23 protein-coding genes and 1 tRNA gene are annotated in these 22,820 nt (G+C 57.4%); 7 read left to right on the top strand and 17 right to left on the bottom strand.

Features of this window, described 5'->3' with window-relative positions:
• Positions 1-132: 132 nt before the first annotated feature.
• Entirely contained in the window at positions 133-909 is a 777-nt protein-coding gene (gene cysE, locus HBN61_RS16290) for a serine O-acetyltransferase (protein ID WP_094993088.1), read from the bottom strand.
• 2 nt (positions 910-911) lie between these two features.
• Positions 912-1,682 carry a tRNA (cytosine(32)/uridine(32)-2'-O)-methyltransferase TrmJ gene (trmJ, locus tag HBN61_RS16285; RefSeq protein WP_170047207.1) on the bottom strand — a complete coding sequence of 257 codons (771 nt, stop codon included), beginning with the start codon at positions 1,680-1,682 and terminating at the stop codon, positions 912-914.
• Positions 1,683-1,825: 143 nt separating this feature from the next.
• Here trmJ and suhB point away from each other — a divergent pair, with 143 nt between their 5' ends.
• Entirely contained in the window at positions 1,826-2,641 is an 816-nt protein-coding gene (gene suhB / locus HBN61_RS16280; protein ID WP_094993086.1) for a type III secretion system regulator SuhB, read from the top strand.
• Positions 2,642-2,759: 118 nt separating this feature from the next.
• Here suhB and HBN61_RS16275 read toward each other — a convergent pair whose 3' ends face one another.
• The 6 genes from HBN61_RS16275 to queA form a co-directional block, all read right to left on the bottom strand.
• Positions 2,760-3,287, bottom strand: a complete 528-nt coding sequence (locus HBN61_RS16275; RefSeq protein WP_094993085.1) for a glycine zipper 2TM domain-containing protein — start codon at positions 3,285-3,287, stop codon at positions 2,760-2,762.
• Positions 3,288-3,408: 121 nt separating this feature from the next.
• The gene (gene secF, locus HBN61_RS16270) at positions 3,409-4,323 is read right to left on the bottom strand and encodes a protein translocase subunit SecF (RefSeq protein WP_170047205.1); all 915 of its coding nucleotides are present in this window, start codon (positions 4,321-4,323) and stop codon (positions 3,409-3,411) included.
• A gap of 9 nt (positions 4,324-4,332) precedes the next feature.
• A complete protein-coding gene (gene secD / locus HBN61_RS16265; protein ID WP_094993083.1) occupies positions 4,333-6,201 on the bottom strand; it encodes a protein translocase subunit SecD in 1,869 nt (622 codons plus the stop codon).
• 67 nt (positions 6,202-6,268) lie between these two features.
• The gene (gene yajC / locus HBN61_RS16260) at positions 6,269-6,604 is read right to left on the bottom strand and encodes a preprotein translocase subunit YajC (RefSeq protein WP_047273832.1); all 336 of its coding nucleotides are present in this window, start codon (positions 6,602-6,604) and stop codon (positions 6,269-6,271) included.
• 42 nt (positions 6,605-6,646) lie between these two features.
• Positions 6,647-7,762 (bottom strand): tRNA guanosine(34) transglycosylase Tgt, encoded by a 1,116-nt coding sequence (gene tgt / locus HBN61_RS16255; protein ID WP_047281236.1) that lies wholly within the window; start codon positions 7,760-7,762, stop codon positions 6,647-6,649.
• Between the two features lie 11 nt (positions 7,763-7,773).
• Positions 7,774-8,835, bottom strand: coding sequence for a tRNA preQ1(34) S-adenosylmethionine ribosyltransferase-isomerase QueA (queA, locus tag HBN61_RS16250; RefSeq protein WP_169963133.1), 1,062 nt, complete (start codon positions 8,833-8,835; stop codon positions 7,774-7,776).
• A gap of 106 nt (positions 8,836-8,941) precedes the next feature.
• Between queA and HBN61_RS16245 the strand changes: the two genes are divergently transcribed.
• Positions 8,942-9,026: transfer RNA gene (locus HBN61_RS16245), tRNA-Leu, on the top strand.
• 94 nt (positions 9,027-9,120) lie between these two features.
• Complete coding sequence (locus HBN61_RS16240; RefSeq protein WP_170047204.1) at positions 9,121-9,477, top strand: hypothetical protein; 357 nt, start codon at positions 9,121-9,123, stop codon at positions 9,475-9,477.
• Here HBN61_RS16240 and HBN61_RS16235 read toward each other — a convergent pair.
• Positions 9,444-9,839, bottom strand: a complete 396-nt coding sequence (locus tag HBN61_RS16235) for a c-type cytochrome (protein WP_170047202.1) — start codon at positions 9,837-9,839, stop codon at positions 9,444-9,446. The two genes, HBN61_RS16240 and HBN61_RS16235, sit on opposite strands and share 34 nt — an antisense overlap.
• A 180-nt stretch (positions 9,840-10,019) precedes the next feature.
• On the opposite strand from HBN61_RS16235, the gene HBN61_RS16230 reads away from it, so the two are divergent.
• The 3 genes from HBN61_RS16230 (at position 10,020) to HBN61_RS16220 (ending at position 14,023) form a co-directional block, all read left to right on the top strand.
• Positions 10,020-10,526, top strand: coding sequence for a sigma-70 family RNA polymerase sigma factor (locus HBN61_RS16230; RefSeq protein WP_094993079.1), 507 nt, complete (start codon positions 10,020-10,022; stop codon positions 10,524-10,526).
• Entirely contained in the window at positions 10,523-11,491 is a 969-nt protein-coding gene (locus tag HBN61_RS16225) for a FecR domain-containing protein (RefSeq protein WP_170047200.1), read from the top strand. The genes HBN61_RS16230 and HBN61_RS16225 overlap by 4 nt, the downstream gene beginning before the upstream one ends.
• A 99-nt stretch (positions 11,492-11,590) precedes the next feature.
• Complete coding sequence (locus HBN61_RS16220; protein ID WP_170047198.1) at positions 11,591-14,023, top strand: TonB-dependent siderophore receptor; 2,433 nt, start codon at positions 11,591-11,593, stop codon at positions 14,021-14,023.
• A 41-nt stretch (positions 14,024-14,064) separates the two neighbouring features.
• On the opposite strand, the gene HBN61_RS16215 is transcribed toward HBN61_RS16220, so the two are convergent.
• Positions 14,065-14,679: a LysE family translocator gene (locus tag HBN61_RS16215; RefSeq protein WP_047273822.1), complete on the bottom strand. Its 615-nt coding sequence runs from the start codon at positions 14,677-14,679 to the stop codon at positions 14,065-14,067.
• A 159-nt stretch (positions 14,680-14,838) separates the two neighbouring features.
• Here HBN61_RS16215 and HBN61_RS16210 point away from each other — a divergent pair, with 159 nt between their 5' ends.
• Positions 14,839-15,291, top strand: a complete 453-nt coding sequence (locus HBN61_RS16210) for an Lrp/AsnC family transcriptional regulator (RefSeq protein ID WP_047273821.1) — start codon at positions 14,839-14,841, stop codon at positions 15,289-15,291.
• 26 nt (positions 15,292-15,317) lie between these two features.
• Here HBN61_RS16210 and HBN61_RS16205 read toward each other — a convergent pair whose 3' ends face one another.
• The 7 genes from HBN61_RS16205 to cyoB all read right to left on the bottom strand — a co-directional run bounded on the left by HBN61_RS16205 (position 15,318) and on the right by cyoB (position 22,819).
• On the bottom strand, positions 15,318-16,868 hold the full coding sequence (locus HBN61_RS16205) for a hypothetical protein (RefSeq protein WP_170047197.1): 1,551 nt from the start codon (positions 16,866-16,868) through the stop codon (positions 15,318-15,320).
• 72 nt (positions 16,869-16,940) lie between these two features.
• A complete protein-coding gene (locus HBN61_RS16200) occupies positions 16,941-17,261 on the bottom strand; it encodes a hypothetical protein (protein ID WP_094993075.1) in 321 nt (106 codons plus the stop codon).
• Positions 17,262-17,421: 160 nt separating this feature from the next.
• Positions 17,422-18,522 carry a polyamine ABC transporter substrate-binding protein gene (locus tag HBN61_RS16195; RefSeq protein WP_170047195.1) on the bottom strand — a complete coding sequence of 367 codons (1,101 nt, stop codon included), beginning with the start codon at positions 18,520-18,522 and terminating at the stop codon, positions 17,422-17,424.
• Positions 18,523-18,939: 417 nt separating this feature from the next.
• Entirely contained in the window at positions 18,940-19,827 is an 888-nt protein-coding gene (gene cyoE / locus HBN61_RS16190; protein WP_047273811.1) for a heme o synthase, read from the bottom strand.
• 10 nt (positions 19,828-19,837) lie between these two features.
• Entirely contained in the window at positions 19,838-20,164 is a 327-nt protein-coding gene (gene cyoD, locus HBN61_RS16185) for a cytochrome o ubiquinol oxidase subunit IV (protein WP_047278868.1), read from the bottom strand.
• Positions 20,165-20,791 (bottom strand): cytochrome o ubiquinol oxidase subunit III, encoded by a 627-nt coding sequence (locus HBN61_RS16180; protein ID WP_094993072.1) that lies wholly within the window; start codon positions 20,789-20,791, stop codon positions 20,165-20,167.
• 3 nt (positions 20,792-20,794) lie between these two features.
• Complete coding sequence (gene cyoB / locus HBN61_RS16175) at positions 20,795-22,819, bottom strand: cytochrome o ubiquinol oxidase subunit I (RefSeq protein ID WP_094993071.1); 2,025 nt, start codon at positions 22,817-22,819, stop codon at positions 20,795-20,797.
• Position 22,820 lies beyond the last annotated feature (1 nt).

Raw genomic sequence — 22,820 nt, 5'->3', positions numbered from 1 at the left:
GCGCATTGTAGCAGGGTCTGCGTCGTAATGGCACATGAGCAACACAGCGTTTGCTCATGCACCTACACGTCAAGGATTGAGAAAAGCGGCTTGCACAGCTCCCGCTCGCCGGTACAAAAAGCGACTACTACGCTAGTCCGGTTTAATCTCTTCCTTACCCTGAACACAAGCGAAGTCTTCCTCGCGCAACGCCGGCAAATCCTTGGCGCAGTACGGACTCCCGAGATCCTTCAGTGCCCCGCACATACCGTCCAGCTTGCCATCGACTGCCTGCAAGTGATCCAGCAATTGAGCAATAGCGCGCGCCACAGGATCAGGCATGTCTTCGCTGACACCATAAGCATCGAACCCAATTTTTTCAGCCATTGCCTTGCGCCTGGCCTCCACATCGCCATCAGCCTTAATGATGATTCGCCCCGGAATACCCACCACCGTTGCGCCAGCCGGCACCGGCTTGGTGACCACAGCATTTGAGCCCACCTTGGCACCCGCACCCACCGTAAACGGGCCCAGCACTTTGGCACCCGCACCCACGACCACACCATTCTCCAGGGTCGGATGGCGCTTGCCTTTATTCCAACTCGTGCCGCCCAGCGTGACCCCCTGATAAAGCGTGACATCGTCACCGATCTCAGCAGTTTCGCCGATGACAATTCCCATACCGTGATCAATGAAGAAACGACGCCCTACCTTGGCCCCCGGGTGTATTTCAATCCCCGTCATCCAGCGCCCGAAGTTAGAGACCAGACGCGCCATCCACTTCCAACCGGCATTCCACAGCCACCCGGACAACCGATGCAGCCAAATGGCATGCATGCCCGGGTAACAGGTCAAGACCTCAAAAGCATTGCGCGCAGCAGGATCACGATGAAACACACTCTGGATATCTTCACGCAGACGCTCAAACATCATTAATCCTTGCGCTTTAGCAACTCGCCGCGGGCGGCTTTTTGGGTTTCGGTCAGAATGCCACGCAAAATATTCATCTCGGCACGACTTACCGCGCTGCGACCATAGAAGCGGCGCAGGCGCGCCATCAGATGACGCGGCTTCTCAGGATCGAGAAACTCGATCGCCACGAGGGTCTGCTCAAGGTGCTCGTAAAAACGCTCAAGCTCGTCCATGGTGGCCAACTCGCCACTTTTAGTGGAGGCCACTTCATCTTTCTCAACCTTGCTTGGCTGCCCCTGAGCGGCGAGCCAGGACATGCGAATCTCATAACTCAGCACCTGCACAGCCGCCCCCAGGTTCAGGGAGCTGAACTCAGGATCCGACGGAATGTGCACGTGGTAATGGCAGCGTTGCAGTTCCTCATTGGTCAGACCGGAATCCTCGCGCCCGAAAACCAACGCAATTTCCGCCCCCTGAGTCGCCTCCTCCACAACCTTTTGCCCGCATTCGCGCGGATCAAGCAGCGGCCATGGAATCCGACGGTCGCGTGCACTGGTGCCCAGCACCAGATTGCATCCAACCAATGCATCTTCAAGGGTCGCTACCACTTGAGCATTTTCGAGGATGTCACCCGCCCCCGAAGCACGCGCATCGGCTTCGTGATGAGGAAACAGTCTTGGCTCAACCAGAACCAGTCGCGACAAGCCCATGTTTTTCATGGCACGCGCAGCACCGCCGATATTGCCGGGATGACTGGTATTGACCAGAACGACACGAATATTTGACAGCAATGGAAGCGCTCACAGACCGTTAAGAGGGTGCAAATCTTACCTAAGCCCATCACCTTACGCCACGAAAGCTAATGCAAACCTTCATATGCCAAACTTTTCTGCTAGAATGTTCGGCTTTCTTTAACGACCTAGGTGAAACGTCCATGCAGCCCATGCTGAATATCGCGCTGCGCGCCGCCCGCAGCGCCAGTGAATTGATTTTCCGCTCCATCGAGCGCCTGGATACCATCAAGGTTGACGAAAAAGACGCCAAGGATTACGTCTCTGAAGTCGATCGTGCTGCCGAACAGAAAATCATCGACGCCTTGCGCAAGGCTTATCCGACACACGGCATTCTCGGTGAAGAAACCGGTATGCACGCAGGCAGCGGCGAAGGCGCCGACTATTTGTGGATCATCGACCCGCTCGATGGCACCACCAACTTCCTGCGCGGCGTTCCGCACTTCGCTGTCAGCATCGCCTGCAAATACCGCGGCCGCCTCGAACACGCCGTAGTACTTGACCCGGTACGCCAGGAAGAATTCACCGCCAGCCGTGGTCGTGGCGCACAATTGAATGGTCGCCGCCTGCGTGTCAGCGGCCGCACCAGCCTGGAAGGCGCCCTGTTGGGCACCGGCTTCCCGTTTCGTGACAACCAGATGGACAACCTGGACAACTACCTGGGCATGTTCCGCAGCCTGGTTGGCCAGACCGCAGGCATTCGTCGCGCTGGCGCTGCAAGCCTCGACCTGGCTTACGTCGCCGCCGGTCGTTTCGACGCATTCTGGGAGTCGGGCCTGTCTGAGTGGGACATGGCTGCAGGCGCCCTGCTGATCCAAGAAGCGGGCGGCTTGGTCAGCGATTTCACTGGCAGCCACGATTTCCTTGAAAAAGGCCACATCGTTGCCGGTAACACCAAATGCTTCAAAGCTGTACTGACCGCTATCCAGCCGCACTTGCCAGCCTCGCTGAAGCGTTAAGCGAACCGCGCAAATAAAAAAGCACCCTGTCGGGTGCTTTTTTTTGGCCATTGTTTCCAACAGCCCTATTCTGTGAAGCAACGAAGCTGCGATCAACTCCACAGCCTTGCCAGCGACCTTAATTCAGTATCAGCTTGCCCTGCTTGTCGACGGCAATTTCACTGCCAGGCTCGCGATCCATCCGCACCTTGCCTTCCTTGCCATCCAGCACGTAACGCACGTCGTAGCCGACAACCTTATCGCTGATGTCATTGACAGTGTTACAGCGGGTCTGAGTCGTGGTGTAGGTATCACGGTTCTGCATGCCTTCCTGAACCTTGTTGCCAGCATAGCCACCACCTACAGCACCAGCAACGGTCGCAATCTTCTTGCCGTTACCACCGCCCACCTGATTACCCAACAAACCACCCGCTACAGCGCCAATAACACTACCAACGATTTGATGCTCGTCCTTAACCGCTGCGCGGCGGGTGACAGTCACATCCTTACACACCTCACGAGGGGTTTTAATCTGTTGCTTGACCGGCTGAACAGCCAGCACCTGCGCAGACTCAGGGGCTTTAACCAAGCTGTAAGTAGCAACAGCACCACCGGCAGTCACACCGACAGCACCCAAAACAGCACCTACCAGCAAAGATTTATTCACGTGAACCTCCAGGCCTTTCTACGCAGGAACAATCCCGCGCTAATCCCAGCCTTGGAGCATAAAAAAAGGCGCGAGTTCAATACTCGCGCCTTTTTAGTGACCATTGGCCATCAACTAACTGTCATGGACGGTCGTCGATTTCCTTCTCACTCGCCACTGGCGGAATCAGGTCCTCAGCATTGAGGTTCAGCCAGATCAGCACCACGTTGGCGATGTAGATCGACGAGTAAGTACCCGCCAGAACCCCAACGAACAGGGCAATCGAGAAGCCCCACAGATTGTCACCACCGAAGATCAGCAATGCCGCAATCGCCAGCAACGTGGAGATCGAGGTCGCCATGGTCCGCAGCAGGGTCTGCGTGGTCGAGATGTTGATGTTCTCGATCAGGCTCGCCTTGCGCAGCACACGGAAGTTCTCCCGCACACGGTCAAACACGACGATGGTGTCATTGAGCGAGTAACCAATGATCGCGAGCACTGCCGCCAACACTGTCAGGTCAAACGTGATTTGAAACCACGACAACACACCCATGGTCACGATCACGTCGTGCACCAGCGAAACAATGGCACCGACCGCGAACTTCCACTGAAAGCGGAACGCGAGGTAAAGCATGATGCCACCCAAGGCCATGAGCATGCCCAGACCACCCTGGTCGCGCAGCTCTTCACCCACTTGCGGTCCCACGAACTCGACACGCTTGATCACGGCCGGGTTATCGGTATCCGCCTGCCCCAATGCCGCAGCCACCTTGTTGCCCAGCAACGGATCATCACCCGGCATGCGCACCAGCAAGTCAGTGGTCGCGCCGAAGCTCTGCACTACCGCATCGTGAAAACCCGCGGTCACCAGCTCGTTGCGCACTTTCGTCAGATCAGCCGGCTTCTCGTAGGTCAGCTCGATGAGCGTACCGCCAGTGAAGTCCAGGCCGTAGTTCATGCCTTTGTGGAACATGCTGAACAAGGCCAGCACGGTAAGCAGCACAGTGACGCCGAACGCAACGTTGCGAACGCCCATGAAGTTGATTGTACGTAACATGGCAGCCCCTTAAATCCACAACTTCTTGAAGTCCCGACCGCCGTATACCAGGTTGACCAACGCGCGGGTCACCATGATGGCCGTGAACATCGAGGTAAAGATCCCGAGGGACATGGTCACCGCAAAGCCTTTGACCGGCCCGGTACCCATGGCAAACAGAATCCCGCCGACCAACAGGGTTGTCAGGTTGGAGTCGACAATCGCCGTGAACGCACGATTGAAGCCTTCATTGATCGCCCGCTGCGGCGTCATGCCATTGGCAATTTCCTCGCGAATGCGCGAGAAGATCAGCACGTTGGCGTCGACCGCCATACCCATCGTCAACACGATACCGGCGATACCCGGCAGGGTCAGTGTTGCGCCCAGCAACGACATCAAGGCCAGCAGCAAGACCATGTTGCCCGCCAGCGCCACCGTCGCAATCACACCGAAGAAACGATAGATCGCGATGATGAAGATGGACACGAACAGCATGCCCCACAGCGACGCATCAATACCCTTGGTGATGTTGTCGGCACCCAGGCTCGGGCCAATGGTGCGCTCTTCAGCGAAGTACATCGGCGCAGCCAGACCACCGGCACGCAACAGCAGCGCCAATTCAGAAGCCTCACCCTGACCGTTCAAACCGGTAATCCGGAACTGACTGCCCAGCGGTGACTGAATAGTGGCCAGACTGATGATCTTTTTCTCTTCCTTGAAGGCCTGAACCGGCACTTCTTTCTCGACACCATCAACCACTTGCTTGGTATAAGTCGTCACCGGCTTCTGCTCGATGAAGATCACCGCCATGCTGCGACCGACGTTACTGCGAGTGGAACGACTCATCAACTCGCCACCGTGACCATCAAGCTTGATGTTCACCTGTGGACGGCCATGCTCATCAAAACCTGCCTGCGCATCCGTTACCTGATCACCGGTAATGATCAGACCACGCTCAATTTGCGCGGAAGGACGATTACCCTCACGGAATTCGAACGTCTCGGAAGTGGCTTTGGAAGCGCCCGGCTCTGCCGCCAGACGGAACTCAAGGTTGGCCGTCTTGCCCAGAATACGCTTGGCTTCGGCGGTGTCTTGCACGCCCGGCAGCTCGACCACGATGCGGTTGGCACCCTGACGCTGAACCAAAGGCTCGGCAACACCCAACTCGTTGACCCGGTTACGGACAGTTGTCAGGTTTTGCTTGATGGAATATTCACGGATTTCCGCCAGCTTGGCCGGGGTCATCGCCAGACGCAGCACCGGCTGACCATTGAGATCGGCAGCGGTAATGTCGAAGTCGTTGAAGTTTTTGCGAATCAGGCTACGTGCTTGCTCACGGGTTGCCTCGTCGGCAAAGCCCAACTGAATGGCGCCATTGAGTTGCGGCAGACTGCGATAGCGCAGTTTGTCTTTGCGCAACAGGCTTTTGACGTCGCTTTCGTACACTTTCATGCGCGCGTCAACGGCCTTGTCCATGTCCACTTCCAACAGGAAATGCACACCACCCGACAAGTCCAGACCCAGTTTCATCGGGTGAGCACCCAGGTTACGCAGCCATTGCGGCGTGGTCTGAGCCAGGTTCAGCGCAACGACATAGTCGTCACCCAGTGCCTTGCGCACCACATCCTTGGCCGGCAACTGATCATCTTTGCTCGCCAGACGCAACAAGCCGCCCTTGCCATTTTGGGCCAGTGTCGCGCCTTTCACCGCAATACCAGCATCCTTGAGAGCCTTGCTCGCACGCTCCAGGTCAGCTTCGGTGACTTGCAGCGCCGTGCTCGCGCCCGACACCTGAATTGCAGGGTCATCCGGGTAGAGATTGGGAGCGGAATAAATAAAACCGATCGCCAGCACCGCCAGGATCAGTACGTATTTCCACAGAGGGTATTTGTTCAGCATCAATCACGCCGCCCGCTTAGAACGCGGGGCGCCTTGCGCGCCCCGTCGATTGTTAAAAGTTGAAACTTTAGATCGCTTTCAGCGTGCCTTTAGGCAACGTGGCGGCTACAGCGCCCTTCTGAATTTTCAGCTCGACAGTGTCAGACACTTCAATCACAACAAAAGCGTCAGTCACTTTGGTGATTTTGCCGGCGATACCGCCAGTGGTCACGACTTCGTCGCCTTTTTGCAGGTTACCCAACAGGGCTTTCTGCTCTTTGGCGCGCTTGGCCTGCGGGCGCCAGATCATCAAGTAAAAGATGACCAGGAAGCCGACCAGGAAAATCCACTCAAAACCAGTACCGGCTGGGCCAGCAGCAGGTGCAGCAGCGTCCGCGAAAGCGGGAGAGATGAAAAAGCTCATTAAGCACTCCAGTTGCAAAAAGTGTTTCTTAGGGTCCGAAAATCAGTCCAGGGGCGGTACAGGCAACCCGCGCTTGGCATAGAAGGCATCGACAAAGGCGGCCAATGTACCCTGTTGAATAGCCTCGCGCAAACCAGCCATGAGCACCTGATAGTGGCGCAAATTGTGGATGGTATTGAGCATGCTGCCCAGCATTTCGCCGCACTTGTCCAGGTGGTGCAGATAAGCACGGGAGAAGTTCTGGCAGGTATAGCAATCACAGGTCGGATCCAGCGGCGAATCATCATGGCGATGAAATGCATTGCGGATCTTCAACACACCAGTGTCGATAAACAGATGCCCGTTGCGGGCATTACGGGTTGGCATCACGCAATCGAACATGTCCACACCGCGGCGCACACCCTCCACGAGATCTTCAGGCTTGCCAACCCCCATAAGGTAACGAGGTTTGTCAGCCGGCATCATGGCGGGCAAGTAGTCCAGCACCTTGATCATCTCGTGCTTGGGCTCACCGACCGACAGACCGCCGATAGCCAGACCATCGAAACCGATCTTGTTCAGCCCCTCCAGCGAACGCTCGCGCAGGTTCTGGTGCATGCCGCCCTGAACGATACCGAACAGTGCCGCCGTGTTGTCGCCATGGGCGTTTTTGGAACGCTGAGCCCAGCGCAACGACAGCTCCATCGAAACACGGGCCACGTCTTCATCAGCCGGGTACGGGGTGCATTCGTCGAAAATCATCACCACATCAGAACCCAGGTCACGCTGGACCTGCATCGACTCCTCGGGCCCCATGAACACCTTGGCGCCATCGACCGGGGAAGCGAAAGTCACGCCCTCTTCTTTAATCTTGCGCATGGCGCCAAGGCTGAACACCTGAAAGCCGCCCGAGTCGGTCAGGATTGGCCCTTGCCACTTCATGAAGTCATGCAAGTCGCCGTGCTTCTTGATGACTTCAGTGCCCGGGCGCAACCACAGGTGAAAGGTGTTGCCCAAGATCATCTGCGCGCCAATCGCTTCGATGTCGCGCGGCAGCATGCCTTTGACCGTGCCGTAAGTACCTACCGGCATGAACGCAGGGGTTTCCACCACACCACGCGGGAAGGTCAGACGACCGCGACGCGCCTTGCCATCAGTGGCCAGCAGCTCGAAGGACATACGACAGTTGCTCATGCTTGATCCTCTGGGGCCGGGGCGGGAGCCGTCGGCGCAGGATTGCGGGTGATGAACATTGCATCACCGTAACTAAAGAAGCGGTACCCATGCTCAACCGCAGCCTTGTAGGCCGCCATGGTTTCGGGATAACCGGCGAACGCCGAAACCAGCATCAACAGCGTGGATTCCGGCAAATGGAAGTTGGTTACCAGCGCATCGACCACATGAAACGGCCGGCCCGGGAAGATAAAAATGTCTGTGTCACCACTGAACGGCTTGAGCGTACCGTCGCGCGCCGCACTCTCAAGCGACCGCACACTGGTGGTGCCAACGGCAATCACGCGACCACCCCGTGCGCGGCAAGCAGCCACGGCGTCGACTACATCCTGGCCCACTTCTAGCCATTCGGTATGCATGTGGTGATCTTCAAGACGCTCAACCCGCACCGGCTGGAACGTGCCAGCCCCTACGTGCAACGTCACGAATGCGGTCTCAACACCTTTGGCGGCGATGGCCTGCATCAGCGGCTCATCGAAATGCAGCCCGGCCGTAGGCGCTGCAACAGCGCCAAGACGTTGAGCGTAGACAGTTTGATAACGCTCACGGTCGGAACCTTCGTCAGGCCGATCAATGTAAGGCGGCAATGGCATGTGCCCGACACGGTCCAGCAATGGCAGTACTTCTTCAGCAAAGCCCAGCTCGAACAACGCATCGTGGCGCGCCAGCATCTCGGCCTCGCCCCCGCCATCGATCAGGATTTTCGAGCCCGGTTTCGGCGACTTGCTGGAGCGCACATGCGCCAGCACCCGATGGCTGTCGAGCACGCGCTCAACGAGGATTTCCAGCTTGCCACCCGAGGCCTTCTGGCCAAACAGGCGGGCCGGAATCACCCGGGTATTGTTAAACACCATCAAATCGCCGGGCTGCAAATGTTCAAGCAAATCAGCGAATTGACGATGAGCCAGCGCCCCGCTCTCCCCATCCAGGGTCAGCAGGCGGCTGTTGCGGCGCTCCGCCAAAGGATGGCGTGCGATGAGCGAATCAGGGAGTTCGAAAGTAAAGTCAGCAACGCGCATGATAGGTTTCGTCTAGCAGGGCCGGGGAGTTTAACGGAGTTAGCAAAAATAGACCAATAAGTTGTTGACCGACCTAAATCTCATCTCTATACTTCGCCGCCATTGAGCCCTGATGGCGGAATTGGTAGACGCGGCGGATTCAAAATCCGTTTTCGAAAGAAGTGGGAGTTCGAGTCTCCCTCGGGGCACCATCTTAAAAAAAGACCTTGAAATTCAAGGTCTTTTTTTTCGCCTGCAGAAAAGTGAACACTGCCGTCCGGCACCTTTAAAACAGGAAATCTCTATATGGAATCGTCGCTGGAGACTGTCGCCCTTTTCTCTCTCAAGTTGGTCTATGAGACCGACGGTCATAGTCCGATTCTGCGCGACGACCCTGTAATGGATGAGTATCAGCGCGAAGTGTTTGCGTTGCTGGTGCGCAACGACGATGTGCCTGCCATTCAGGCAAAAATGGCCGATTGCCTGAACTTGGCACTGAACGCTTTAGGCAGCACACAGAAGCCATTGGGACGCGAGCTGCACAAGCTCGCCACCGCCTTCGCCCACGCTCAGACCCTAGAGCAAATGGGCACCCCGCTGACCCACCTCAGGGGTTATTTGAAAGACATTCAGGGACCTGCGTCCTGGAAGGTCTCCAGATAAGCCAGCAGGTTGTCGATTTTCTCCTGATCGCTAATCCCCCAGAAAATCATGCGCGTGCCACTGACCACTTTCTTCGGCGCCTCGATGTAGGCCGCCAGTTTGTCTCTGGTCCACACCACGCCTGAATTTTTCATGGCGTCAGAGTATTGATAGTCCTTGGTTGCCGCGGCAGGCCGCCCGATCACACCATTGAGTTGTGGGCCAAAACCGCCCCGGGCGCCTTTGCCGATGCTGTGGCAACCCGCGCACATTTTCGTGAATAACCTGCCGCCCGCTTCAGCATCCCCCGCTGCGACGGCCGATGAGCTCATCATTCCGGCAGCGACAATCAGAGCCAGGCCTGGCAAGACGGGGGATTTCATGGGCGACTCCAGTCAGATGTTGCAAGCAATGTCAGTGACCAATTATGCCCGCACCCGCGGCGTCTCTCCAATCACGACCCGACACCGGTGTGTATGCATCCGCGCACGCAGTGATTGCAGTGGCCATCATCTCGCCGCTACTATTGAGAACTATTCGCACTCACATCTGGACGCCAACCGGTGCATTCTCCTTCGACCAGCAAGCTGGGTTTCTTTTTCAGCGATCATCATCGCTGGTTGCTGCAACACATTCAGCGCCGCTTACGTAATCACGCCGACGCACAGGACACGGCGGCGGACACGTTTTGCCAGTTGCTGGCGGCCCAGGTGGATACGGACAGCATTGAGCAACCCCGTGCTTACCTCTCGACCATTGCCCGGCGGCTGATCTTCGATCGACACCGGCGACGCCAGCTGGAACTGGCCTACCTGGAGCGATTGGCGCTGTTGCCGGAAGCCGTCGCCCCCTCGCCAGAAGAACAACTGCAACTGACCGAAGCACTGATTGCCATTGACCGCGCGCTCGACGGCTTGCCGATGGCGGTCAAAGCCACATTCCTTTACAGCCAGCTCGACGGTTTGAGCTACGTGGCCATCGCTCAAAAGCTGGGGCTTTCAGAACGCACCGTCAGCCGCTACATGAAGCAAGCCTTGCGCATGTGCTACCTGTGCGAGGCCAGCCAATGAGCAAGCCGCAACTGGACCCGATCAGCGAACAGGCGATTGACTGGATGGTCAAACTGCGCGCCGAGACGCCCACGCCGGCTCTGCTCAAGCGCTTCACGTGTTGGCTCAATCACGACCCGGCTCACCAGCAGGCGTGGACCACGCTGCAAAACCGCATCGGCGCCTCGTTCAACCCATTGCGCGCACTGGATAACCGCGTACCCGGCCAGGCCAGCGAAGCCCGCAAGGTCCTGCTTCAACCCCACACCACGCGGCGTGACGCCTTGCGCATGATTGCAGGGCTGGGAGTGCTGGGCGGCGGTGTATGGCTCGGCGCAAAAAGCCCGTCTGGTGTTTCCTTGCTGGCCGACCTGTCAACGGGCCGCGCTCAACGTCAAGACTTCAATCTGGCAGATGGCAGCCACTTGAGCCTCAATGCCAACAGCGCCGTGGACCTGCACTTCGATGCCGCTCAACGCCTGCTCATCTTGCGCCGCGGCGAACTGGTGATTCAGGTAGCGCCCGATCCACAACGGCCCTTGCGGGTGCGTACGGCGCAGGGTGAAGTCCGCGCCTTGGGCACGCGCTTTCTGGTGTCTCAAGAGCACGGGGTCAGCCGCGTCGTGGTGTTGCAGCATGCCGTTGAAACCCGCCTGCCCAACGGCGCTACGCTTAACCTGCAAGAAGGCCAGTCAGCGCTGCTGCATGCCGACCGCATCACCCCGGCGACTGGTGAACAACGCCAGCGCGCCGACTGGCAAAGCGGCAGGCTGAACGTGCTGGATGATCCGCTGGAGCAGGTCGTGGATGCGTTGAGGCCTTATACCCGTGGCTTCGTACGCGTGGCGCCCGAGGTACGGCAATTACGCGTACAAGGCGTGTATCCGCTCAACGATCCCCAGCGGGCATTCGCCGCACTGGCAGAAACCCATGCCATTCGCGTGGATCACTACAGCCCATGGCTGACCGTGATCAGCGCCCGATGAGAGTGATGTTTTCTTTTTGAACATTAATCGTATTTGTGTCCGGTTTTCATTTCTCATCCCACCTATCTCCTGACACCTTCACACGATCAGGAGAATGCTGTGATCAACCCGTGGCCCAACGCCCTCTGCGTTGCCGTTGCTCTGGCAACGGTGGCGAGCCCTGCACTGGTTCAAGCGCAAGACGTGAATTTCAACCTTCCGGCTGGCCCCTTGGCCACTACCCTCAATTCGATTGCCAGCCAGAGCGGGAACATCATCTCCCTTGAACCCGCCCTCGTGCAGGGCAAACAGGCACCGGCTGTGGTCGGGCGCATGTCGCCCGAGCAGGCGATGGACGCGGCACTGGCAGGCAGCCGTCTGCAATTGCGCATCACGGGCCAGGGCAACTTCAGCGTCGAACCGGCTCCGCAAAACGGCGATGCACTGCAATTGGGGGTCACCCGCGTCGTCGAGCAAAGCCGCGATGCCACCACGGAAGGTTCCGGGTCTTACACGGCCCAGGCGGTCACCATCGGCAAAGGTTCACACAGCCTCAAAGAAACACCACAGTCCGTCACCGTGATCACCCGCAAAATGCTCGATGACCAAAACCTCAACACCATCGATCAAGTCATGGAGAAAGTCCCCGGAATCACCGTGTACGACTCCCCCATGGGCGGTAAGTACTTTTACTCGCGCGGATTTCGCATGAGCGGCCAGTATCAGTACGACGGCGTGCCGCTGGACATCGGCAGCAGCTACGTACAGGCCGACAGCTTCAACAGCGACATGGCAATTTATGACCGGGTTGAGGTGTTGCGCGGTGCCGCCGGCATGATGAAGGGCGCGGGCGGCACAGCGGGCGGGGTCAATTTTGTGCGCAAACGCGGCGGGTACACGCCGCACACGCAACTCTCGCTCTCGGCGGGCACATGGGACAACTATCGCGGCCTGGTGGACACCGGCGGGCCCTTGAATGAGTCCGGCACGTTGCGAGGCCGCGCCGTAATGGCCCAACAAACCCGCCAGTATTTTTATGACGTCGCTGAACGCCGCGACCAGATTTACTACGGCGCCCTTGATCTGGACCTCACCCCGGACACCACGCTCGGCCTGGGCCTGGCGTATGAAGACGTAGATGCCACCCCGTGCTGGGGTGGGTTGCCGCGCTATGCCAACGGCAGCGACTTGAAGCTCAACCGCTCCACCTGCCTGAATACCGCGTGGAATAACCAGCGCAGCAAACGCACGACCGTCTTCAGTGACCTGACCCACACCCTCAGTGACGACTGGGCACTCAAGGTGGCCGGGGTGTATTCCAAAAATACCCAGGACATGGAATACGCCTTCCCCAGCGGGCCTGTTCCCGTAGGTGCTACCCACACCAACACGCTCATGCTGGGGAGCATTTACGACTACGATCAGGTCGACTACGGCTTCGATGCCTATGTCGATGGCACGTTTGATGCCTTCGGCCAAACGCACGAACTGATCGTGGGCGCCAACGCCAGTCGCTCGCATAAAGATGACTTCTACGCCGTGGCGGCCCTGCCCCAGCGCCAGGACATCTTCAATCCGGATCACCATCTGCCACGGCCGGACGAGGGCTACTACCTTGCCAATGCCTCGCGGGGCGGCCCGGTGGACATGCGCATCCAGCAATATGGCGCCTACAGCCTCGCCCGACTGAAACTGGCCGATCCTCTGACCGTTGTGGTTGGCAGCCGGGTCAGTTGGTACTCATCGGACAGCGACTCCACCACCTACTGGCGCGGTGAAGGCACCCCGGTCAGCTCCAAAGCCAGGGAAAGCGGGCAAGTCACCCCCTTTGCCGCCGTGTTGTTCGACATCAACGATAACCTCACCACTTACGCCAGCTATACCGACATTTTCACCCCACAAGGCGGCTACAAAACCATCGACGGCAGCAGCCTCAAACCCTTAATCGGCAAAAGTTACGAGCTGGGGATCAAGGGCGAATGGTTCGAAGGACGCCTCAACAGCGCTTTTAACCTGTTCCGCACCGTGCAAAACGATGCCGCGCAAGATGATCCGTTGTGCCCGGACAGCAGTTGCTCACTGAACTCCGGCAAAGTCCGCGCCCAGGGCTTCGAGGCAGAAATCAGCGGCGAAGTTATCGAGCGCCTGCAACTGCTGGCGGGCTACACCTACACCCAGAGCAAAGTACTGGAAGACGCCCAGCCCGATCAGAAAGGCCTGGCCTACACCTCTTACGTGCCGCGTCACCTGTTGCGGGTGTGGGCCGATTACGCACTGACGGGCGCCCTGGAGCGCGTCACGTTAGGGGCGGGCGTCAACGCGCAGAGCAGCAATTACCGCGTGTCGCCCATCAGCGGCAACGACGTCAGCCAGGCGGGTTACGCGGTATGGAACGGGCGCATTGGCTATCGCATTGATGACACCTGGTCGGTCGCGCTCAATGGCAACAACCTGTTCGACAAACGCTACTACGCCAGTATCGGCACTGAAGGGTTCGGCAACTTCTATGGCGAACCGCGTAACGTCGTTATGTCGCTCAAGGCAGACTTCTAAGCCCTGCACCCTCGCTGCCCTGACACACGGGCAGCGACGGGTTACAGCATCTGCTCGGCCAGCAATATCAGGGCAATCAGGATCATGATGGCGCCCGAGGTCTGACTGACCCGTTGCGCGGCGCCGGGCCGGGTTTGCAACACCGCGCGGGCACCGAATCCAACCAATAAATACACAACGCCGCAACTGACCGCATGCAGCCCGCCCAGGGCCACGATCTGCGCAGGCACTGGCCATGTCGACAGGGGGTCGGTGAACTGCGGCAACAGCGCCAGAAACAACAAAAACACCTTCGGATTCAAACCGCTGACGCACAACCCCTTCCACGCCCAACGTGACCAGGAGTCCGCCACCTGAACGCTTCCGGACACCGGGGTTGCGGGGTTTCTGAGCATCCCCACGCCAAGCCAGAATAAATACAGCGACCCAGCCACGGTCAGCACCTTAAGAATCATCGGATTGCTGGCCATCAACCCGCCGACGCCCGCCGCGACAATGATCGTCGCCAGTAGATGCCCCGACAACAAACCTGCGACTGCAGGCGTTACCCAACGTCCGCGCATCCCTGCCGAAATGGCGTAAGCCCAATCTGCGCCAGGGGTGATGATGAACAGGAACGACACCGCCCAGAACGCGGCCAGAACACTGAGAGTCACGAGATAAGCACCTTCTAGGGGCCAAACAGGGTTAAAGGGCTAGCCAGACGACTGGGGCCGCACATGGCAAAACCGACCGATAGAAGATTAAGTAAATGCTGCTAGGATTACTTTGCGTTTATCCCCGACCAGCGCCACACAATTAGAAGGTTCTTCTCAGTGGATCGAATTGACCGAAAGATTCTTGCTGAACTGCACACCGACGGCCGGCTTTCTCTCACTGAACTGGCTGATCGCGTGGGTCTCAGTCTGTCGCCGTGCCATCGTCGGGTGCGGGCATTGGAAGAGGCCGGGGTTATTTTGGGCTATCGCGCCGTGCTGGCGCCCAGCGAGCTGGGACTGAACTTTTCAGCGATGGTGTTCGTGACCCTGCGCGAAGTCACGCGTCAGGCCGTAGCCGACTTCGAGGCCGCGCTGCCAGACATCCCGCAAATCGTCGAAGCCCAACGGCTGTTTGGCGACCCGGATTATCTGCTGCACGTCATCGCCAAAGATTTGCCCGCCTACCAGCAGCTCTACGACGAACACCTCAGCGCGCTGCCCAACGTACAGCGCCTGGTGTCGACACTGGTAATGAAACGGGTCATCCATGACCGCGTGTTGCCGCTGTAACCCGGCCATCTCACCCGCCGTACCGGCTAGGCAAACAAGTCATCAATCGCCAGCTGAATGCACGCCATCTCTGAGGGAGGCGATGAACCCTGCGGCAAACCCTGCAAGCAATCAGCTTTCTTACGCTCTGCCATTCGGTTGAACGCTTGATGAAGTTTCAGCAAAAGATGAGGGGCCGTACGCTTAAAAGTGTTGAACGTCAGTTCCTGCAGGCAGGAACGTTTTAAGGCCAGGCCTTCGGCATACGTCGTAATCGCTTCAGCACGAATCTCCCAGCCGGTATTCGCAAAAAATATCTGCCCATAGATACTTTTGATCAGCTCCCGAGCATGCGGCGCCAAGGGCTTGAAGCGATACGCCAAACCCTGCTGCTTGTTCTGGGCGGGGAACACCGCATACGTGGGATACGTGCTTCCCGAAAATTCTTTGTCAAGGCTGATGCGCCCATAGAAACAGGCCACCATCGCCAGCGCGAACATAAATGAGTTTTCCGGGTTGCTGTGCGAATCCTGCGCAATCGATCCGCGGGTTTTCACGTAATGCTGTTGCACCTCGAAGGTGTGGTACAGCACCACTTCGAGGTTGTCGCCCTTCAAGGGCATCTCGAATCCAGGCTCATGCGCCAGCACACCTTGATCCCCAAACCACTGCTTGAGCGTGTCCCTGAGGTCATCACAACTGCGAAGTTCGGGGATATTAACCACCTGCTGCCGATTCAGTGCGCTGAGCAGGTCGACGCTGACACGGGCAGCTGCTTCGGCCAAATCCCCAATGCGGGCAGACTCCAGTAACGCCCGGTTACCCACCACATTGCACAGCAACTCCAGCGTGAGTTCACCCTCAGGCTTATGGGGAGGCTGACATGGCGTCGGGACATCCACGGGATCGTCTTCAGGAAGATCCTTGTCCAGCCAGGGAAGAGGCAGCGCTCCCCAGATAAACAGGTGCGCGTTAACCTTTTGTACAGCCTTGTCAGCCAGCCACCCCATCCATTCAAAAGGGATCGAATCGCGCTCCGGGAAGTTCTCCTGACGCCGCAGTTCGTCTTCACAGGCGGCGTACTCCCGATAAAACAGGTAATCCAGAGCATATACCGTGCGAGCCAGCGCCATATCTTCCAACACCGGTTGTGTCTGCGATTGAGGCTCGATCTGAGTCCACTCAAGCATCTCGGCGTACGTTTGGCGCATGTCCGCAGGTAAAACCTCGACCAGCGCTTTGTGCAATGCCCTGCGATTCTCAAGCTGGTTCCAGGCTGACGCATCCGCGTCTTCAGGTGCAGTAGCACTCATGTACTTGAGCGATGCTTCCTTAAGCGGCTCCACATAAAAAAAACCGTCTGCGCACTTCCAGGAATCAATGGGCAAACGTGACAACGTATGCGCACGCCATTTGCGCGCGCTTTTGCCGTAATCCACCACACTGGTAGAAAAAGCCCCCAGCAACTTGGAAGCCTCATAGAGCGTGACGCTGTTTATCAGCGCCTTGCTCTCTTGCAACGAGACGGTAAGCATGTCGGCCATTGTCGGGGCCAGAGAATCGCGGGTACGGCTATCGGGTTTTTGAGACATGTTCATGCGCAGACCTTCTAACAATCAGCAAACAATCAGTAAAACGACAAGCGCTGAGCGCTTGTCGCACGGAGGCGTTCAAGCAAGCTCTGCGCCCACTGGCGCTGAAACATTCACCTGTGCTGATTGCGGCTTGGCCCTGGCCTTAAGCACGGCATGGGCGTGCTTATTGAGCTTTTCACCTGCCACCAGGCGGCGAGTATGATCGAGCGACAAGCGCGCCATCTCCAGCGCCTCCCACTCATCACCGGCCAATTCGCGCTCCAAAAAAACCTGCGCAAGCGCATGGGTATGAGCGATGGGACCGAATTTATTGATTGAACACACCGCATGGTAATGGTCATTACAGGCAGCGAGTTGTGAGGCGTAAGGGGAGCCAAGATGGTCGTGAGCAGGCATGACGTTATCCTTTCAATGAGGGGTTGGTAACACCTGCCACTGTCGCTCGAAGCGCCGTACAAAAAACCCCGAACATTATGAACCGCTCGAACGCCCCATACTGCCTGGCATTGGCGCCTTACCCGGCAAAGCCCCCCCCACCTTGCCAAACCCCAGACCATTACTTATCCGACTTAATACTGGTCCATACACGTGTGCGCACCCGTTCCAGCTTTTGTGGCAGCGGTTGTACTACGTACAGGGTTTTAAGGGCCTCGGGAGTTGGAGTCAGGTTGGGGTTGCCTGTGATGTCTTTGTTGATCAGTGCAAGCGAGTCTTTGTTGGCATTGGGGTAGCCGAGAAAGTCACTGATCGGGGCGATGATGTTGGGGTCGAGCAAGGTGTTAATAAACGCGTGGGCTTCGTCGACATTCTTGGCACTTTTAGGGATGGCGAATGTGTCAAACCAGATCGGCGCGCCCTCTTTGGGCAAGCGCCAATCAACCACGACACCATTGCCAGCCTCCTTGGCTCGGTTGCCAAACTGGTAGAAGCTGCCCGAGTAGCCAATGGCCACGCAAATATCCCCGTTCGCGATGTCGGTCATGTATTTGGCGGAGTTGAAGTAAGTCACGTAAGGACGGATTTTCATCATCAACGCTTTGGCTTTTTCATAGTCCGACGGATTCTGGCTGTTGGGGTCCAGCCCAAGATAATGCAGGGCCAAGGGCAGGATTTCCGACGCGGAGTCGAGCATGGCCACGCCACAGGACTTGAGCTTCTGCATGTTCTCGGGCTTGAACACCAAGTCCCAACTGTTGACGGGCGCATTGTCGCCCAGCGCCGCTTTAACCTTCGCCGGGTTAAAGCCAATCAACACGGTTCCGTACATGTATGGAATGGCGTACTGATTACCGGGGTCGTTTTGATCCAGCAACTTGAGCAGCTCAGGGTCTTGATGCTGCCAATTCGGCAGTTTGCTGCGGTCCAGTTTTTGAAATACGCCTGCCTTGATCTGGGTATCAAGGAACTGGTTCGACGGCACTACAAGGTCATAGCCCGAATGACCTGTCAGCAGCTTGGCTTCCAGCGACTCGTTGGTGTCGAACGTGTCCCACGTCACGTTGATGCCCGTCTCTTTGGCAAAGTCCTTGGGCACGGAGGGCAGGATGTAGTCAGCCCAGTTGTACACACGTAGCTCGCGTTGATCTGCCAACGTCGCGCCAGCCATTAACGCCAGCCCGCAGACGGTAGTCTTCAGTGCGCATTTCAATGCATTCATGACGTATTTCCCCAAATGGCGTGAGAGCAATCGTTTTTATGTTCTGTACACAGCAGTTACCCGCGCAGGCTGTTGTGCCGGGACGCCTGGCAGCGATGCTGTTTTGATTCTTGCCGCGCACCGCTCGGGTTCACAGTGGCAGACAGGCCAAAAGGGGATGATTGTGGCCACTGGGCGACAACAGAGAATGCGCCGTCTGGTAGTCGTCAGCGCCGCAGAACAACAAGCTCACGACGCCCTGATCTGTATCGCTCCCTTCCACAGCAATGAGCCAGTACGCCAGGCCATCGACCTCAACCCCCGCGTAACTCGTTTCAGCCGTCAATTTTGCGTAACACGCCCCTGCGCTGGCAGATCTGTGGGATAAAAAAATCCCCGCGCTTCTCTCGAAGGGCGGGGATTTTTTAGGCTGGACGCTTAGTGCGCGTAAGTCAGTAACAACTCCGTCGGCACTTTGAAATCCAGTGACATCATGACGCTCAGCGCGGTGATGGTGAAGATCGAGAACACGAACAGCTTGCGTGCCCAGACCTTGTCGTCGACGGCTTTATAGCCGGTCCACGCCATGTACAGCCAGTACATGCCCATCGCGGCCGCCACGGCCATGTAGCTCATGCCGGCGTAACCGCCGAGGGTGAGCATCAGGGTCGCGATCAGGAACGCGAGGATATAAAGCAGGATGTGCTTCTTGGCAACCTTGATCCCGCGCTTCACAGGCAACACCGGAATCGATGCGGCCAGGTAATCGTTGAAGCGGAAGATCGCGATGGCGTAGGAATGCGGCATCTGCCACAGGCTGAACATCACCAGCAATGTCAGCGCGGCCAGGTCGAAGCTGTTACTCACAGCCACGTAGCCGATAACAGGCGGCATTGCACCCGACAAACTGCCAATCAAGGTGCCGTGAACCGACTTGCGCTTGAAATACAGGCTGTACAGACCGACGTAGATCACGAAGCCAATCGCCGCGAACAATGCCGCCAGCGGGTTGGCCACGCGATACAGCAGCACCAGGCCTGCGACCCCCAGCAAGGTGGCGTATACCAACGCCACCTTAAGGGAGATCAGGCCTTGCACCAGTACGCGGTTCTTGGTGCGGTCCATCTTGATGTCGATGTCACGGTCGATGCAGTTGTTAAACACACAACCGGACGCAACCACCAGGGAGGTGCCGATCACCGCGGCCAGGAACAGGGCCAGATCGAAATGCCCCTTCGAGGCCAGGAAGAACCCGCCTGCCACAGAAAGCACGTTACCGAAAATGATCCCCGGTTTGGTGATTTGGATAAAGTGCTTAAAGGACATCGGGCTTACCTCACTTCGCCATCATTACAGTGTGGATGCTGAACATGATCCACAGGGACAGGCCGACCAACAGCACAATAACCAGCGCCGAGAACACTAGCGCGGCGACGTTATTGCGTTGTGCAGGCGAACGGTCCAAGTGCAGGAAATACACCAGGTGAACGATCACTTGAATCACGGCGAACAACAGCACGATCGCCAGCGTGGTCATTTTTGGCAGGGTTGGGTACATCACCAGCCCGAACGGAATGACGGTCAGGATCACCGACAAGATGAAGCCGATTACGTAGGACTTCACGCTGCCGTGGTTCGCGCCGTCAGAATGTGCGTTAGCCATTTACAGAGTCCCCATCAGGTAAACAACGGTGAATACGCAGATCCACACCACGTCCAGGAAGTGCCAGAACAGGCTCAGGCAGCTCAGACGCGTCTTGTTGGTCGCCGTCAGGCCCTTTTTCTGGACCTGATACATCATGATCGCCATCCAGATCAGACCGCTGGTCACGTGCAGACCGTGGGTACCGACCAGGGTGAAGAACCCGGACAGGAAGCCGGAACGGCTCGGGCCAAAGCCTTCGGAGATCAACAGGTGGAACTCGTTGATTTCCATGGCGATGAAGCCTGCACCGCACAGGAAGGTCAGGGCCAACCAGAACAGCACCTGACTTTTCTTGCCCTTGAACAACGCCAGCATGGCGAAGCCGTAGGTGATCGAGCTGACCAGCAGCAGTGCGGTTTCACCCAGCACGTACGGCAGCTCGAAGATGTCGTGGCCCGATGGGCCACCCGCTACGTTGTTAACCAGTACCGCGTATACCGCGAAGATCGACGCAAACAAGATGCAGTCGGTCATCAGGTAGAGCCAGAAACCAAATACGGTTGTCTCGCCCGAGTCGTGGTGATGGTCATCGTGCCCATGGTCGTGACCATGGGCGTGTCCAGCATGAGTCGCTAAGTTCGACATGGTTTATGCCTGTTCCAACTTGGTTTCAACACGGGTAGCCGGAATCTTGCCAGCTGCTACCAGACGCTTATGCTGCTCGGCTTCGATGCGCTCGATGGTTTCCACCGGCACCATGTAGCCCTGGTCATCACGGGCAGCATGGATCGCGAAGTACGCCACGGTGCCAACCAGGCTGGCGATCGCCAACCACCAGATGTGCCAGATCATTGCGAAACCGAATACGGTCAGCAGTGCGCCCATCACCACACCAGTCGCGGTGTTGTTTGGCATATGGATCGGTTCGTACTTGGCAGGAGCCTGGTACGCAGTACCGTTTTCCTTGGCCTCAGTGAACGGGTCAATGCTGTCGGCTTTTGGCAGTACGGCAAAGTTGTAGAAAGGAGGTGGCGACGAAGTCGACCATTCCAGGGTGTGACCATTCCATGGATCGCCGAATTCGCAGGCGTTCTCAGGCTTGTTGCGGTCACGGATGCTGACGTACAGCTGGATCAACTGGCACGCAATACCGACGGCGATCAGTGCAGCACCGACGCACGCTACGTACAGGTAAGGCACCCACTCAGGGTTGGTAGTGGCGTTCAGACGACGGGTCATGCCCATGAAGCCCAGTGCATAGAGCGGCATGAACGCAACGAAGAAGCCGGTGATCCAGAACCAGAATGCTGCCTTGCCCCATTTCTCGTTCAGTTTGAAGCCGAACGCTTTAGGGAAGTAGAAGCTGAAACCAGCGATGTAACCGAATACAGCACCGCCGATGATCACGTTATGGAAGTGAGCAATCACGAACAGGCTGTTGTGCAGTACGAAGTCAGCACCCGGGATGGCCAGCAATACGCCAGTCATGCCGCCGATGGCGAAGGTCACCATGAAGCCAAGCGTCCACATCACCTGGCTGGTGAATTGCAGACGACCGCGATAGATGGTGAATAGCCAGTTAAATAGCTTCACCCCCGTCGGGATGGAAATCAGCATCGTTGCCAGACCGAAGAAGGCGTTGACGCTGGCACCCGAACCCATGGTGAAGAAGTGGTGCAGCCAAACCATGAAGCCCAGGATCGAGATCGCGCCGCTGGCGTAGACCATCGAGTGGTGACCGAACAGACGCTTGCCAGTGAAGGTCGAGATGACTTCAGAGAAGATCCCGAACGCCGGCAGAATGAGGATATAAACCTCAGGGTGACCCCACGCCCAGAACAGGTTGACGTACATCATTGGATTGCCACCAAGTTCGTTGGTGAAAATGTGGAAATCCAAGTAGCGGTCAAGTGTCAGCAACGCCAGGGTAGCGGTCAGGATCGGGAACGAAGCCACGATCAGAACGTTTGCCCAGGTGCAGGTCCAGGTGAAGATCGGCATGTCCATGATCTTCATGCCAGGGGTACGCATTTTCAGCACGGTGGCCAGGAAGTTAACCCCGGTTAACGTCGTACCTAACCCCGATAGCTGTAGCGCCCAGATGTAGTAGTCCACACCCACGCCCGGACTGTACGCCAGACCCGACAACGGTGGATACGCAACCCAGCCGGTCTTGGCGAACTCGCCGACGCCCAGCGACAGGTTGACCAGTACCACGCCCGACACCAGGAGCCAGAAGCTCAGGGAGTTCAGGAACGGATAGGCAACGTCACGTGCGCCGATCTGCAGCGGCACTGCAAGGTTCATCAGGCCGGTGAAGAATGGCATCGCCATGAAGATGATCATGATCACACCGTGGGCGGTGAAGATCTGGTCATAGTGTTCAGGAGGCAAGTAGCCAGGCGAACCCTCAGTGGCCATGGCCAGTTGGGTACGCATCATGACGGCGTCGGCAAAGCCGCGCAGCAGCATGATCATGGCAACGATGATGTACATCACGCCAATTTTCTTGTGGTCGACTGACGTTAGCCATTCGGTCCACAGGTAGGTCCACTTTTTGTAGTACGTGAGTGCTGCAACCAACGCCAGACCACCGAGCAGGATCATAGCGACGGTCACCATCACTATCGGCTCGTGGAACGGTATGGCGTCCAGACTTAATTTACCAAACATC

It is taken from the genome of Pseudomonas sp. WS 5071 (assembly GCF_012985765.1).
Lineage (GTDB): Bacteria > Pseudomonadota > Gammaproteobacteria > Pseudomonadales > Pseudomonadaceae > Aquipseudomonas > Aquipseudomonas lundensis_A.
Note: the sequence above shows the minus strand (reverse complement) of the source record. Positions and strands in the feature narration are given on the sequence as shown.